Source organism: Streptomyces sp. NPDC034103, from assembly GCF_055575395.1.
In genome coordinates this window covers 454,029-468,041 of record NZ_JBVISS010000004.1, presented here as the reverse complement: position 1 = coordinate 468,041, position 14,013 = coordinate 454,029, and the positions used below count along the sequence as shown (strand labels likewise).

Below are 14,013 nucleotides of genomic sequence, written 5' to 3'. Positions count from 1 at the left end.
CGGAAATGAACACGTCAAGACAGCGCACACGCCGGGCGCTTATCAGGTCAAGCGTCCCGGACCCTTGACTCATAACCCGCCAGTAGCCATTCTCGTCGCACAGATTGCCCCGGTCATGACAATCTCGTGGCCGCCGACCGAGGGGCGTGGTACCCACCATGACTCGATGTTCGTATCGCAGACGCAAAGACATCACCGTGGTATCGCTCCTCCTCCTCGTCCTGGCCCTCGCCCTCGGCCCGGCACCGAGTTCGGCGGCCGCGAGCGACTGGTGGAACCCGACCGCGCGTCCCACCCCCGACGCGCAGATCAACGTCACGGGTGAGCCGTTCACGGGGACCGATTCGGCGGGCCAGGTGCGCGGGTTCGTCGACGCGCACAACCACCTGTTCTCCAACGAGGCGTTCGGCGGCCGGCTGATCTGCGGCAAGGTCTTCTCGACGGCGGGTGTCGCCGACGCGCTCAAGGACTGCCCCGAGCACTACCCCGACGGCACGCTCGCGATCTTCGACTACATCACCCACGGTGGCGACGGCAAGCACGACCCGGTCGGCTGGCCGACGTTCAAGGACTGGCCGGCGTACGACTCGATGACCCACCAGGCCAACTACTACGCCTGGATCGAGCGCGCCTGGCGCGGCGGTCAGCGGGTCCTCGTCAACGACCTCGTCACCAACGGCGTGATCTGCTCGGTCTACCCGTTCAAGGACCGCAGTTGTGACGAGATGACCTCCATCCGCCTCCAGGCCAAGCTCACCTACCAGCTCCAGGACCACATCGACGCGCAGTACGGCGGCACCGGAAAGGGCTGGTTCCGGATCGTCACCGACAGCGCGCAGGCCCGCCAGGTCATCCAGCAGGGCAAGCTCGCGGTCATCCTGGGCGTCGAGACCTCCGAGCCCTTCGGCTGCAAGCAGATCCTCGACATCGCGCAGTGCAGCAAGTCCGACATCGACAAGGGTCTCGACGAGCTGTACAGCCTCGGCGTGCGCAGCATGTTCCTGTGCCACAAGTTCGACAACGCGCTGTGCGGGGTCCGCTTCGACGAACACGGGCTCGGGACCGCCATCAACGTCGGGCAGTTCCTGTCCACCGGCACCTTCTGGAAGACGGAGAAGTGCACGGGCCCGCAGCACGACAACCCCATCGGCACGGCCGCGTCCGGGGCGGAGGCGGACCTGCCGGCGGGCACCGAGGTCCCGGAGTACGACGAGGACGCGCAGTGCAACGTCCGCGGGCTCACCGACCTCGGTGAGTACGCCGTGCAGGGCATGATGAAACGCAAGATGATGCTCGAGATCGACCACATGAGCGTCAAGGCCACCGGCCGCGTCCTCGACATGTTCGACGCCGCCGACTACCCGGGCGTGCTGTCCTCGCACAGTTGGATGGACCTGAACTGGACCGAGCGGGTCTACTCCCTCGGCGGGTTCGTCGCCCAGTACATGCACGGCTCCGAGAGCTTCAGCGCGGAGGCGAGGCGGACCGACGCGCTGCGCGCCAAGTACGACGTCGGCTACGGCTTCGGCACCGACTTCAACGGCGTCGGCGACCACCCCGGGCCGCGCGGCACCGGCACGGCCCCGGGAGTGACGTACCCCTTCAAGAGCGTGGACGGCGGCTCGGTCATCGACCGGCAGACCTCCGGTCAGCGCACCTTCGACCTCAACACCGACGGGGCGGCGCACGTCGGCATGATCCCCGACTGGATCGAGGACATCCGGCTCGTCGGCGGCCAGGGCGTGGTGGACGACCTCTTCCGCGGAGCCGAGTCCTACCTCGACACCTGGGGCGCCTCCGAGCATCACCAGGCCGGCGTCGACCTGGCCAAGAACCGTGCCGCAGCGGCGAGTTCGTCCGAGTCCAACCCCTTCACCAGCTACCAGCCGGGGCGGGCCGTGGACGGCGACGACGGCAGCCGCTGGGCCAGCGACTGGAGCGACGACCAGTGGTGGCAGGTCGACCTCGGCTCCACCCACCTGGTGTCGCGCGTGACGCTGGACTGGGAGCGCGCCTACGGCAGGTCCTACCGCGTCGAACTCTCCACCGACGGCAGCCACTGGCAGACCGCCTGGTCCACCACCAGCGGCGACGGCGGCCTCGACACCGCCAGGTTCACCGGCACACCGGCCCGTCACGTCCGCGTCCACGGCCTCGACCGCGGCACCGACTGGGGGTACTCGCTCTACGAGGTCGGCGTGCACAGCGCCTGACGAGGACGGTGGGACGGGTGGACGGGGGGACGCGCGCATGGCACGGATGCCGTCGGCCGAACGGCGCCGGCAGCTGACGGAAGCGGCGATCAGGGCGATGGCCCGGGACGGCGTGGCCAGGACCACGACCCGGTCCATCGCCGCCGAGGCGGGCGTCTCCCTGAGCGTCTTCCACTACTGCTTCGACTCAAAGCAGGAGCTCGTCGAGTCCGTCATCACCACCATCACCGACCACTACGTGACCGTCGTGAAGGAGGCGCTCAAGCCCCGCGAGACCCTGGAGGAGACCGTCCGGGCCGGGTTCCAGGCGTACTGGGACCATGTGTGCGCGCACCCCGACGAGCACATGCTCACCTACGAACTCACCCAGTACGCCCTGCGGGAACCAGGGTTCGAGCATCTGGCGCGCCGCCAGTACGAGCTGTACGGCGAGCTCTATGTCGAGCTCATCGAGCAGTTGCGCCAGGACCTTGATTTCGAACTCCGGGTTCCCGCCTCCGTGTTGGCCCGCTATCTCGCCGCCATGACCGACGGGCTGACCCTCAACTACCTGGTGCTCGGCGACGGGGACGCCTGGACCGACATCCTCGACACCGTCACCTCCCACATCGCGGGGCTGGTGTCCGGCTAGGGCCTGCCGACCCCTTCCCGTCGTTCGCCCGGAGGCTGTGCCGGCCGCCGCGCGCCGGCCGGCGGGAAGGTGACGACAGGGCCTCAAGCCCGCAGCGGGTTCGTGCGCGTCGCCGCCAGCAGGTACCACGCCGTCGCGCCGGTGTGCCGGTACGGGTAGTACCCGAACCCGAAACCGGTGTCGAGCGGGCTGCTGGCCGAGACGATCCCCGACCGGGCGGCCACCGCGGTCCCGCCGAAGGTCTGGCCGGCGCCGAGCAGGTCCTGGGCCCGTTCGATCGAGGCGATCAGACGCCGGGCGCGCTTCTCGTCCCCGGGGTCGCGCCGGTGGCGCAGGGCGAGCGCGAGGTGCGCCGTGCCCTCGAACCACACGCCGTCACGGTCCGGCTTGGGCTGCCCGTCGGCGATGGGGGCGGACTCGTCGGCGAGGAGGCTGGCGGAGCTGAAGGTGACGCCCTCGTACGACTGGCCCGCGGGGACCGTGCTGTTGAGGCGGTCCGGGGTGTCCAGGACGGACAGTTCGGCGGCGGCCCAGTCCAACGAGCGGGCGTACACGGGGGAGTTGAGGGCGAGGTGGGTCCAGGTCTGAGTGTCCTCGGGGATCGGTGACTTGTTGATCGTCACGCCGTCGTTCGTCCCGGTGTAGAAGAAGCCGGCCGCCGGCTCCCACATCCTCCTGACGAACCGAGCGGCCACGGACCGCCGTTGGAGCCACACCCGGTCCCCGGTGAGCCGGGCCAGCCGGCCGAACAGGCCGATCAGGTCGGTGTTGTGCTCGGTCGAGGTGAACGGAAGCTTCTCGTTCGCCCCGTTCACCCCGAACTTGAACCCGCCGAGCGGCTCGTCGGTGCGCCCGACACGGTCGATCCACTCACCGATGCGCACGGCACCGGTGAGGAAACGCCGCTCCCCGGTCCGCCGGGCCAGCTCGGCCAGCGCGATACCGGCCCAGGCCATGTCGCCCACGGCCGTCCCCGTGAACCCGAACTGCCAACCCACGTTGGCCTTCCCGTCCGCCCGCACGAACCCGTCCGGCTGGCGGGTGCCGTCATAGAAGGTGTACGGCCCCACGTTGTACGCCTGCCGCAGGCGGCCGTCCGTGTACTCCGGGTCATGGGACTGCGCGTAGACAAGCGCGTCGCCGAGCACCACCGCCCGGGACCTGCCGTCCGCGCCGCCCCAGGCCAGGCTCGCCAGGATCGCGAGGGCGTTGTCGTAGGTGAAGGCCGTGCTGAACAGTCCGGCCTGGTCGGTGTAGCTCTGCGCCAGCCGGATCGTGCCGTGTTCCGGATAGGCGTCCATGGCCGCGGCGAGAAAGCCCTGCGCGCGGCCGGGCGCGGAGGCCGCGCCGTGGCCCGCCGCCCGCGCGGTCCCCGTCCCGGCCACGACGGCGGCAGCGGCCCCGAGACCGGTCCCGATGAGTGCGCGGCGGTTGAACACGGGGCCGCCCTGGCTGCCGGTCATGGGTCTCCTCGAAGTCGCATACGCGGGTTTGAGAGCGCTCTCAGAGCGCGCCCTCATTCTGCTGTCGAGGAGGGGGCGGGTCAACGCCTGTGCAGGGCGGCGGAGTTGGAGTGGGTGAGGCTGCGGCGTCGTCGGCCGCGGGCGAAGGTGGCTTCGGGAACAGGGGTGTCGCGTGCCGCCAAGGGTCCGTCCACGGCAGGGGACGCGCTACGGCCGCCCCCGTGCTCGAAGCGCGCGGCGGGGTCCCCGTCCACGTGGTGTGGCCGGACAGGGCCGGGCGCGCCCGCCGTCGCACCGCCGGGGTGCGGACGACGGGCGCGCCGGGATCAGACCGCCGTCGCCGGGAAGGTCGGGTACTCCACCCCGGAGACGTGCTGGACGACCCGGATGACCTGGCAGGAGTAGCCGAACTCGTTGTCGTACCAGAGGTAGAGGATCGCGTTGTCGCCGTCGACCTTGGTGGCGCCGGCGTCGACGATGGAGGCGTGGCGGGAGCCGACGAAGTCCATCGAGACGGCGTCGGGCGCCGTCGTGAAGTCGATCTGGCGCTTCAGCGGCGAGTTCAGCGAGACGTCCCGCAGGTACTCCAGGACCTCCTCACGCGTGGTCTCGCGGCCCAGGCGCAGGCTGAGGATCGCGATCGACACGTCCGGCACGGGCACCCGGATCGAGCTGCCGGTGATCGGCGCCTTGAGGTCGGGCAGCGCCTTGGCCACGGCCGAGGCGGCACCCGTCTCGGTGATCACCATGTTGAGCGGCGCCGAGCGGCCGCGACGGTCGGCCTTGTGGTAGTTGTCCAGCAGGTTCTGGTCGTTGGTGAACGAGTGGACCGTCTCCACGTGCCCGCGCAGCACCCCGTACTCGTCGTCCATCGCCTTCAGCGGCGGCACGATCGCGTTGGTGGTGCAGGAGGCGCAGGACAGGATCTGCTCGTCCGGCTTGACGGTGTCGTGGTTGACGCCGTGCACGATGTTCGGGACGTCGCCCTTGCCGGGCGCGGTCAGGACGACCTTGTCGATGCCGGGACGCAGGTGCTTCGACAGGCCCTCGCGGTCGCGCCACTTGCCGGTGTTGTCGATGAGGATGGCGTTCTTGATGCCGTACGCCGTGTAGTCGACCTCGGACGGGTCGTTGGCGTAGATCACCTTGATCGTGTTGCCGTTGGCGACGATCGTGCTGTTCGCCTCGTCGACCGTGATCGTGCCCTGGAACTGGCCGTGGATCGAGTCGCGGCGCAGCAGCGAGGCGCGCTTGACGAGGTCCTGCTCGCCGCCCCCGCGGACGACGATGGCGCGCAGCCGCAGCCCGTTGCCGGAGCCCGACTTCTCGATCAGCAGCCGGGCGACGAGCCGCCCGATACGGCCGAAGCCGTACAGGACGATGTCGCGGCCCTCGCGGCGCTCGATCTTGTTGGCGCCGGTGGCACCCGCGACGGCCTCGGCGGTGAAGGCCTCCACCGTCAGACCGCGGTCGTCGGCGCGGTAGGTCGCGGCGAGCATGCCGATGTCGATCTGGGACGGGCCCAGGTCGAGGGTGGTGAGCGCCTGAAGGAAGGGCAGCGTCTCGGTGACCGACAGCTCCTCACCGGCGATCTGCCGGGCGAAGCGGTGGGTCTTGAGGATGCTGACGACCGACTTGTTCACCAGGGAGCGGCTGTGCAGCAGGACGGTGACGTCCCGCTCGCGGTGCAGCTTCCCGATGATCGGGATCATCGACTCCGCGATCTCCTCGCGCGTCTTCCAATTGGTGAACGAGTCCTCGTTGACAGTCACAGATCTATCTCTCGATCGAGCTAGGCGGCGCTCATATGCTAACCCCATGCTCGTTTGACCCTTCGAACGGGGTGGGATCACGGGGCAACGGGCCAGGGCCGTACATCCGCACCCCATGGGCCCGCATGGCCTCGAGACGATCGGGCCTCCCGCCCGTACTCACGGCGGACCGCCCCGGTACCTTCCACACCCACTGGGCGGCCCCGGGCCGGCCCGAGACGGCGGAGTGACGGGGCCGCCACCCCGATGCCGGAGCAGGTGCGCCGGCTCACCGGGATAGGTGAGGCGGTGAGCGACGCCCAACTCCCGTCGCTCCAAGGACCGAACGCCGGCCGCACGCAACCTCGCACGGCCCGGGACCCTCCTACCAGGCACACACCGGCCGTCCACGGAGGAGAGCACGTTGGCAGAGCTGTCCCGGCGCAGATTCATGGTCTACACCCTCGCCGCGTCCACCCTCACCGTCGCCGCCCCCCTCGGCTGTGACACCCCGGAGGCGGAAGGGGCCACACCGCAGCGCCGCTCGGACGTCCTCGTGACCGGCACGGACGAGGAGATGCTGGTCCTGGAGGTCACGCGGGAGAACAAGGTCGTCGTCCGGCTGCCCCGCGTCGAGGTCGGCCAGGGCGTCACCACCGCGGTCGCCATGATGATCGCCGAGGAACTCGACGCCCGCCTCGTGGACGTCGACATCCCGCTCGCCGCCGCCCGCAGCCGGGGCAACCAGTTCACCGGCGGTTCCAGCTCGGTCAGTTCGCTCTACGGCCCCGCCCGCAACCTCGCCGCCACAGCCCGTGCCCGCCTGGTCACCGCGGCCGCCCGGCGCTGGCGCCTGCCCGCGCGGGTGTTGCGCACCCACGACACCATGGTCGTCGCACCGGACGGACGCACGGCCACCTTCGGATCACTCACCGAGGCCGCCGCCCGCGTCCGCAGCCCCCGCGTCTCCAGCAAGCCCAAACCGGCGTCCCGCCACAAGGTGATCGGGAAGCCGACGACCCGGATCGACGCCCGGGACATCGTCACCGGCCGGGCGACGTACGCGGGCGACCTGACGGCGGCCGGTGCGAAGCCGACCGTGGTGGCGCGCCCGCCCACGCTCGGCGGGAAGGTCGTCAAGGTCGACGACCGCGCGGCGCGCGCCCTGCCCGGGGTCCTCGACGTGGTCAGGATCGCCGGGGGAGTCGCCGTCGTCGCGGACACCTTTCACCATGCCTTCCAGGGCCGGGACGCCCTGCGGATCACCTGGAAGGCGGGCCCGCTCGCCGGGGTCTCCGACGCCGAGATCCGGTCGCGGCTGAAGGCCGCCGTCCCCGCGCTCGGCGGTCCGCCGCGAGGGTCGGCCCAGATCGAGGCCCGGTTCGAGTTCGCCTTCGTCAGCCACGCCCCGATGGAGGTCCTCACGGCCGTCGCGGATGTACGCGAGGACCGCGCCGAGATCTGGTTCTCCTCCCAGACGCCCCAGCAGGCCCGCGAGAGCATCGCCCAGGCGGTCGGTCTGCCGGCGTCAGCCGTCAAGGTCCATGTGGTGCGGGGCGGCGGGTCGTTCGGCCGCCGACTGGACCATGACGCGGCGATCGAGGCCGCCCTGATCTCCAAGGCGGCGCGCCGCCCGGTGAAGCTGATGTGGAGCCGCGCCGACGACCTGCGGCACGGCCGCATGCGTCCGGCCTCCCACCACCGGATCCGCGCCAGCCATGCCGACGGCCGGGTCGTGGCCTTCGCCCACGCGACGGCCTCGGTGAGTGAGTCCGACAGCGGCATCAGGACCGCCTCCTTCCGCGCGGCCTCCCCGCTGCCCAGCGACAGCGGCCTGTACAACTTCGGCCGGCTCTCCGGGGATTCGGGCTCGGTCGAGCTGGCGGCGATACCCCTCGGTGCCTGGCGTTCGGTGGACTCCGGGACCGTGCGGACGGCCGAGGAGATCGTCGTCGACGAGATCGCTCGGGCCCTGGGCAGCGACCCGGTCGCCTTCCGCCGTACGACACTGCGCGGCAAGAGCGTCAGAGCCGTGCTCGACAAGGTCGCGAGCGCCGGACAGTGGGGCCGGACCCTGCCCGCGGGACAGGCCCAGGGCGTGGCCGTCCACGAGGAGTACGGCTCCTGCGTGGCCTGTCTGGTCGAGATCGACGCCGCCGACCCGACGAACCCGCGGGTGACCAAGGTGGTCATGGCCGCCGACGTCGGTACGGTCGTCAACCCGCGTGGACTTCAGGCCCAGCTCATGGGGACGGCGATCGACGGCATCTCCACGATCCTGCGGGCCGGCCTGCACATCGACAAGGGCGCCGTCCGCGAAGGCAGTTACGCCGACTTCCGCTACGCGCGCCAGCGGCACGCCCCGCTCCGCTTCGAGGCGCACGTCCTGCCCACGGGCGGGGAGCCGGGCGGGGCGGGTGAACTCGGGGTCCCGGCCGCCGCCGGTGCCGTCGCGAACGCCTGGGCCCGCGCGACCGGCATCAAACCCCGCCGCTTCCCGCTCGACTTCTGAACCTCCCCGAGACCCGCGAGAAGGTACCGATGCCCTCCTACTCCTTCGACCTCAACGGCGAGCCCGTCACCGTCGAGGCCCCCGCCGACATGCCCCTGCTGTGGGTCCTGCGCGACCTGCTGCACGTCACCGGGCCCAAGTACGGCTGCGGGGTCGGCGTCTGCCGGGCCTGCACCAGCCACCTCGACGGCGAGGAGATACAGCCGTGCGTCGTCCCCGTCGAGGAGTGCGCCGAGCGGCAGGTGACCACCATCGAGGGCCTCGCCGACGGCGACACCCTGCACCCCGTCCAGCAGGCCTGGCTCGACTGCGACGTCTCCCAGTGCGGCTTCTGCCAGCCCGGCCAGATCATGGCGGCGGCCGCCCTGCTGAAGAGGACGCCCCGGCCCACCGACGCCGACATCGACCGCATCGAGAACGTCTGCCGCTGCGGCACCTACTCCCGGATCCGCGAGGCGATCAAGAAGGCGGCGGACGCCCCGCGCGGTGCTTGACGCCCGGGTACGGCCTGCCTAGCGTCGACTGGTCACAGCTGAACAGACAGGTGGCCGATGACGGACTCCCGGGATTCGCTCGACAACAGGGCCAGGCAGCTCCAGGTGGAGACACACGGGCTCGACGTGATCGGCGACGCCGAACGCAAGGGCACGCCCCGCACCCTGTTCTGGCCCTGGTTCGGGGCCAACGTCTCGGTGCTGGGCCTGAGTTACGGCGCGTTCGTGCTCGGCTTCGGCATCTCCTTCGGGCAGGCGCTGATCGCCGGGGTCCTCGGCATCGTCTTCTCCTTCCTGCTGTGCGGTTTCGTCGCCGTCGCCGGAAAGCGGGGCTCCGCGCCGACGATGGTCCTCAGCAGGGCCGCCTACGGAGTACGCGGCAACCGACTGCCGTCGGTCGTCTCCTGGGTGCTCACCGTCGGCTGGGAGACCGTGCTGTGCGCCCTCGCCACCCTGGCCACCGCGACGGTCTTCGGCCGGCTCGGCTGGGGCGGCGGCACCGGGACACAGGTGGCCGCCCTGATCGTGGTCGCCGGGCTCACCGTGGTCGGCGGGGTCATGGGCTTCGACCTGATCATGCGGCTCCAGACCCTGATCACCGTGGTGACGGGTGTGCTCACGGTCGTCTACGTCGGCCTCGTCGCCGACCACGTCCACTGGAGCGAGGTCAGCGCCCTGCCCGCGGGCTCCGCGCAGGAGTTCATCGGCGCGCTCGTGTTCATGATGACCGGCTTCGGCCTCGGCTGGGTCAACGCGGCCGCCGACTACTCCCGTTACCTGCCCCGCACCTCCTCCGGCCGCTCAGTGATCGGCTGGACCACCTTCGGCGCCGCGGTCGCCCCGCTCCTGCTGCTGGTCTTCGGCCTGCTCCTCGCCGGATCGTCCCGCACGCTCAACGCGGCCGTCGCCGCCGACCCCATCGGCGCCCTCACCACCCTCCTGCCCACCTGGTTCCTCGTCCCCTTCGCCGTCGTCGCCGTACTCGGCCTGGTCGGCGGCGCGGTCCTGGACATCTACTCGTCCGGCCTCGCCCTGCTGTCCGCGGGCATCCGGATCCCGCGCTACCTGGCGGCCCTGGCCGACGGCGTTGTGATGATCGCCGGCTCGGTGTACATCGTGTTCTACGCCGACGACTTCCTCGGCCAGTTCATGGGCTTCCTCACCACCCTCGGCGTCCCCGTCGCCGCCTGGTGCGGCATCTTCCTCGCTGACCTGCTGCTGCGCCGCCGCGACTACGACGAGAGCGACCTCTACCGCCCGCACGGCCGCTACGGAGACGTCCCCCTCACCCCCCTGCTCCTCACCCTCGCCGCCACCGCCCTCGGCTGGGGCCTGGTCACCAACTCGGCCGCGAGCTGGCTGGAGTGGCAGGGCTACCTCCTCGAACCGCTGGGCCTCGGCGGCAAGTCGGGCGCCTGGGCCTACGCCAACCTCGGTGTCCTCGCCGCCCTCGCACTCGGCTTCCTCGGCGCCCTCCTCCTCGGCCGCGGCCGGGTCCGGGAGCAGGAGGCGCGGGAGCCGGGCCAGGCGGAGGCGGCCGCCGTATGACGACCGGTCGGCTGGCCGTCATCGACATGCAGCGGGTCTTCGCCGACCCGGACAGCCCGTGGGCCACCCCTCGCTTCGCCCTGGCGGCGCAGGGCGTCCGGCAACTGCTGCCCGTCTTCGGTGAACGGGTCACCTTCACCCGCTTCGTGGCCCCCGACCACCCCACCGGCGCCTGGCGCGCCTACTACCAGCAGTGGCCCTTCGCCCTGCAACCCGCGCACGCGCCCCTGTGGCGGCTGGCGGACGAGTTCGCCGAGGGTGCCCCGCACGTGCTGGACGCCCCCACCTTCGGCAAGTGGACCCCCGAACTCGCCGCCCGCGTAGGCCCACAGGGCCGACTCGTCCTCGCCGGCGTCAGCACGGACTGCTGCGTGCTGTCCACGGCGCTGGCCGCCGCCGACGCCGGAGTGGAGGTCGTGGTCGTCGCCGACGCCTGCGCGGGCGCCGACGACGACTCGCACGCCAAGGCGCTGCACGTGATGGACCTGTACCGGCCGCTGATCCGGGTGACCACCGTGGCGGAGCTGCTCAGCCGCTGAGCAGGTGGCCCTGTCCGGCGGGCACGGCGCGGCGGTTGCCGTGTCCGATCCATTCCCCGACCCCCCTCAGGGAATGCCCCCTTCCGGATCGGGTACGCGAACAGGGTCGCCCCGGGGGCCGAGTACACCCGGGGCCGACCGCACGACCACCCGCGATCAGGGGATTCCCATGCAGACACCCGCGAACGACCACTCCAGCACGCCGGCCCGGCGGGCGCTGGACGCACTCGCCGAGAACACCGAGGACACGGTGGCGCTGGACACGCTCGCGAGCAGCGACGTCCTCGTCCCCGTCCCCGACGACGTCAGTGACGCGGATGCCGTCGATCCCACGGCGGTGGCCCTACCGGTGATCGAGCAGCCCGGCGGTTCGCCGGTGGTGCCCGTGTTCACCTCCGAGTCCGAACTGGCCGGACTGCTGCCCACCGTCTCCCGCTACCGGCTGGTGCCGCTGGGCGCGCTCGCCTCGGAGTGGCCGACGGACGAACTGGCGCTGACCATCGACGCCGCCTCCGAGCACCCGCTGACGCTCACCTCACAGGGGGTGCGGACCCTGCTGGGCCGGTCGTACGGCTGACCGGGGTGGGCCCGGTCACCTCACTCGGAGGGGGAGCGACCGGGCCCTGGGGCACGGGCGGCCTCCCGCTTCCGTGCCCGGGTCACGCCGACGCCCGGGTGAGCGGCGCCGACCCCGCTCCGCACCGGACGTCCGCGATCGCCGTGCCCAGACGATAGGGCCGCACGGTCCTTCTGTCGCGCCGGGATGCGCGACGGCTGTCCGCAAAACGCGGTGGATCGAGGCGCGGCAGGGCGTGTCGGCGGGCTCCGGGGCGGACGGCGTCAGGCGGCGCGCAGCGTCTGCGAGGGCGACTCCCCGAACCGTTCCCGGTAGCGCCGCGCGAACCGGCCGAGATGGACGAAGCCCCATTCGTGGGCCACGTGCGACACGGTCGTCGTCCCCGGCGCCGAGGCCCGCAGCTGCACCCGCACCCGCTCCAGCCGCACCTCACTGACGTACGCCATCGGCGGCATCCCCACGTGCTTGCGGAACGCGTCCTGGAGGGTGCGCACACTGACCTGGGCGATCTCGGCGAGGCGCGCGGCGTCGTAGGGATCGGCGGGACGGTCCTGCACGGCGTCCATGACCCGCTTGACGGCGGCGGGCCGCATCGGGGGTGGCGGCGCGGCCAGTTCCTCACGGTAGGAATGGTCGGCGGCCAGCAACACCCCGTCCAGCAGGGTCTGTTCGAAGCGACGGCGGATGAGCGGCCGGCGCAGCAGACCGTGCGAGACATCCTTCTCCAGCAGGCTCCACTGCGCGAGGTTCGCCCAACTGCGCCCGGCGCCGCGGGAGACGTCCATGTACGGCCGGAACCGGGGCGGCCGGGGGAGCGGTCTGCCGAGCAGCGCCTCCAACTGCCGGAGCAGGGCCAGCTTGTCGATCTTCACCGTGAGGGTGTGGCAGTCACCGGTCCACTCCTCGACGCTGATCTTCCGCGCGGGGTCGAAAAAGCACGCGCGCCCGGAGGTGCCGTACAACAGCTCCCCACACCCTTCCCGGACACCGAAGACCCCGGTCAGCGGTACCCCGACGTGGTAGTAGCCGAGTTCGCCGAAGCGCATGCGCACCTCGGTGCCGAAGGTGACCTCGCCGACCGTGAGGGAACCGAGGTCCACCACGTTCATGACGGTGCTGAAGTCCTCGGCGGGGCCCGCCACTTCGAGGAGAAGGTCGTAGTAGTGCGCCGCGATCGCGTCGTGGGTCTCCGCCACGGAACGCGTCGTGTAGGCGCTGAACTCGGCGGCCCGGTCCTCTTCCACGGCCAAGGCGTCGTCTCTCCGTCCCTGCGCGGTGCTCTTCGTTCAGCATGGCACCGCGAAGGGGTTACGCCTCGCTCTCTTCCGGGTTCTCACAGGCTTTTCCCGGGCTGGGGGCTTCCCGCGAAAACCGAGCGTCCTCTGTGTGAGCGGGGCCGCTCTCAGCCGTTCAGCATGCGTTGCAGGGCGTCCCGTTGGAGCGGCAGCACCTCGGCGTGCAGATCGCGCCCCTTGCGGGTCAGGGCCACCCACACCCCGCGCCGGTCCTCTCGGCACACGGACCGTTCCACCAGGCCGTCCTTCTCCAGCCGGCCGATGAGCCGGGACAGCGCGCTCTGACTGAGATGGACCCGGCCGACCAGGTTCTGCACCCGGCACAGGTCGCCCTCCGCGGGAGCCTGGGCGGCGAGGAGATCGAGCACCTCGAAGTCGCTCGCGCCCAGCCCGTGCGGGTGCAGCACCCGGTCGATCTCGCACATCGTGCGGGCGTGGACCGCGAGGATGTCCCGCCACTGTTCTTCGAGCCGGGCGCCGGCCGCGTTCACTGCCATACACCCCATGTTAATGCGCGTGCAACCACATCAGGCAGGGGGCGTGATCGGCGCGATCCTTCAGCTGTCCTGGGTGATCCCCACGAGGTTGCCGTCCGCGTCCTTGACGGAGGCGATCAGCTTGCCGCCGCCGACGTCGGTGACGTCCTGGAGCAGCTCCGCGCCCGCTTCGAGCAGCGCGGCCAGCCGGGCGCGGATGTCGGTGACATGCCAGTACGGGACCGGGCCCGTCATACCGCGGGCGTGGCCGTTGGGGTCCAGGCCCACGTCCTGGCCCGCGTCCTTGAAACCGACGTAGTAGGGCTCGTCGGCGTACGGCTCGGTCTCCAGCAACGCGCTGAACAGGGCCTTCGCCCGAGCGATGTCCTTGACGGGGTAGATGATGGTGTTCAGTCCTGCGGTCATCGGGGCCTCCTGGCGTGCGCCGTTTCGTCGGTGTTCTCACCGTAGGACGGGGGAGTGGGAGGCGGCTTCTCCGATCCTGACCGGGTCA

The 14,013-nt window shown here is 71.1% G+C and carries 12 protein-coding genes; 7 read left to right on the top strand and 5 right to left on the bottom strand.

Annotated elements, in window-relative coordinates; genetic code table 11:
- Window positions 1-158 precede the first annotated feature (158 nt).
- A complete protein-coding gene (locus tag ACZ56U_RS11535) occupies window positions 159-2,213 on the top strand; it encodes a galactose-binding domain-containing protein (protein ID WP_469083816.1) in 2,055 nt (684 codons plus the stop codon).
- A gap of 37 nt (window positions 2,214-2,250) precedes the next feature.
- On the top strand, window positions 2,251-2,844 hold the full coding sequence (locus tag ACZ56U_RS11530; RefSeq protein ID WP_469083815.1) for a TetR/AcrR family transcriptional regulator: 594 nt from the start codon (window positions 2,251-2,253) through the stop codon (window positions 2,842-2,844).
- An 83-nt stretch (window positions 2,845-2,927) separates the two neighbouring features.
- Here the strand turns inward: ACZ56U_RS11530 and ACZ56U_RS11525 are convergent, their stop codons facing one another.
- On the bottom strand, window positions 2,928-4,307 hold the full coding sequence (locus ACZ56U_RS11525; RefSeq protein WP_469083814.1) for a Tat pathway signal sequence domain protein: 1,380 nt from the start codon (window positions 4,305-4,307) through the stop codon (window positions 2,928-2,930).
- 326 nt (window positions 4,308-4,633) lie between these two features.
- Entirely contained in the window at window positions 4,634-6,079 is a 1,446-nt protein-coding gene (locus tag ACZ56U_RS11520; RefSeq protein ID WP_469083813.1) for a glyceraldehyde-3-phosphate dehydrogenase, read from the bottom strand.
- A 430-nt stretch (window positions 6,080-6,509) separates the two neighbouring features.
- Between ACZ56U_RS11520 and ACZ56U_RS11515 the strand changes: the two genes are divergently transcribed.
- From ACZ56U_RS11515 to ACZ56U_RS11495, 5 genes are all read left to right on the top strand, one after another.
- Entirely contained in the window at window positions 6,510-8,570 is a 2,061-nt protein-coding gene (locus ACZ56U_RS11515) for a xanthine dehydrogenase family protein molybdopterin-binding subunit (RefSeq protein WP_469083879.1), read from the top strand.
- Window positions 8,571-8,599: 29 nt separating this feature from the next.
- Window positions 8,600-9,064, top strand: a complete 465-nt coding sequence (locus ACZ56U_RS11510; protein WP_469083812.1) for a (2Fe-2S)-binding protein — start codon at window positions 8,600-8,602, stop codon at window positions 9,062-9,064.
- A 57-nt stretch (window positions 9,065-9,121) separates the two neighbouring features.
- The gene (locus ACZ56U_RS11505) at window positions 9,122-10,612 is read left to right on the top strand and encodes a purine-cytosine permease family protein (protein ID WP_469083811.1); all 1,491 of its coding nucleotides are present in this window, start codon (window positions 9,122-9,124) and stop codon (window positions 10,610-10,612) included.
- The gene (locus tag ACZ56U_RS11500; RefSeq protein WP_469083810.1) at window positions 10,609-11,151 is read left to right on the top strand and encodes a cysteine hydrolase family protein; all 543 of its coding nucleotides are present in this window, start codon (window positions 10,609-10,611) and stop codon (window positions 11,149-11,151) included. The genes ACZ56U_RS11505 and ACZ56U_RS11500 overlap by 4 nt, the downstream gene beginning before the upstream one ends.
- Window positions 11,152-11,320: 169 nt before the next feature.
- A complete protein-coding gene (locus tag ACZ56U_RS11495) occupies window positions 11,321-11,728 on the top strand; it encodes an SseB family protein (protein ID WP_469083809.1) in 408 nt (135 codons plus the stop codon).
- 263 nt (window positions 11,729-11,991) lie between these two features.
- Here ACZ56U_RS11495 and ACZ56U_RS11490 read toward each other — a convergent pair whose 3' ends face one another.
- The 3 genes from ACZ56U_RS11490 to ACZ56U_RS11480 all read right to left on the bottom strand — a co-directional run bounded on the left by ACZ56U_RS11490 (window position 11,992) and on the right by ACZ56U_RS11480 (window position 13,925).
- The gene (locus ACZ56U_RS11490) at window positions 11,992-12,972 is read right to left on the bottom strand and encodes an AraC family transcriptional regulator (protein WP_469083878.1); all 981 of its coding nucleotides are present in this window, start codon (window positions 12,970-12,972) and stop codon (window positions 11,992-11,994) included.
- Window positions 12,973-13,130: 158 nt separating this feature from the next.
- The gene (locus tag ACZ56U_RS11485; protein WP_469083808.1) at window positions 13,131-13,520 is read right to left on the bottom strand and encodes a MarR family winged helix-turn-helix transcriptional regulator; all 390 of its coding nucleotides are present in this window, start codon (window positions 13,518-13,520) and stop codon (window positions 13,131-13,133) included.
- Window positions 13,521-13,580: 60 nt separating this feature from the next.
- Window positions 13,581-13,925 carry a VOC family protein gene (locus tag ACZ56U_RS11480; RefSeq protein ID WP_353693499.1) on the bottom strand — a complete coding sequence of 115 codons (345 nt, stop codon included), beginning with the start codon at window positions 13,923-13,925 and terminating at the stop codon, window positions 13,581-13,583.
- Between the last annotated feature and the right edge of the window lie 88 nt (window positions 13,926-14,013).

Excerpts from the sequence above, each read along its gene's own strand:
- ACZ56U_RS11495 (WP_469083809.1), top strand. The coding sequence starts at position 11,321 with ATGCAGACACCCGCGAACGACCACTCCAGCACGCCGGCCCGGCGGGCG.
- ACZ56U_RS11510 (WP_469083812.1), top strand. The coding sequence starts at position 8,600 with ATGCCCTCCTACTCCTTCGACCTCAACGGCGAGCCCGTCACCGTCGAG.
- ACZ56U_RS11525 (WP_469083814.1), bottom strand. The coding sequence starts at position 4,307 with ATGACCGGCAGCCAGGGCGGCCCCGTGTTCAACCGCCGCGCACTCATC.
- ACZ56U_RS11480 (WP_353693499.1), bottom strand. The coding sequence starts at position 13,925 with ATGACCGCAGGACTGAACACCATCATCTACCCCGTCAAGGACATCGCT.
- ACZ56U_RS11500 (WP_469083810.1), top strand. The coding sequence starts at position 10,609 with ATGACGACCGGTCGGCTGGCCGTCATCGACATGCAGCGGGTCTTCGCC.
- ACZ56U_RS11485 (WP_469083808.1), bottom strand. The coding sequence starts at position 13,520 with ATGGCAGTGAACGCGGCCGGCGCCCGGCTCGAAGAACAGTGGCGGGAC.
- ACZ56U_RS11505 (WP_469083811.1), top strand. The coding sequence starts at position 9,122 with ATGACGGACTCCCGGGATTCGCTCGACAACAGGGCCAGGCAGCTCCAG.
- ACZ56U_RS11535 (WP_469083816.1), top strand. The coding sequence starts at position 159 with ATGACTCGATGTTCGTATCGCAGACGCAAAGACATCACCGTGGTATCG.
- ACZ56U_RS11530 (WP_469083815.1), top strand. The coding sequence starts at position 2,251 with ATGGCACGGATGCCGTCGGCCGAACGGCGCCGGCAGCTGACGGAAGCG.
- ACZ56U_RS11515 (WP_469083879.1), top strand. The coding sequence starts at position 6,510 with ATGGTCTACACCCTCGCCGCGTCCACCCTCACCGTCGCCGCCCCCCTC.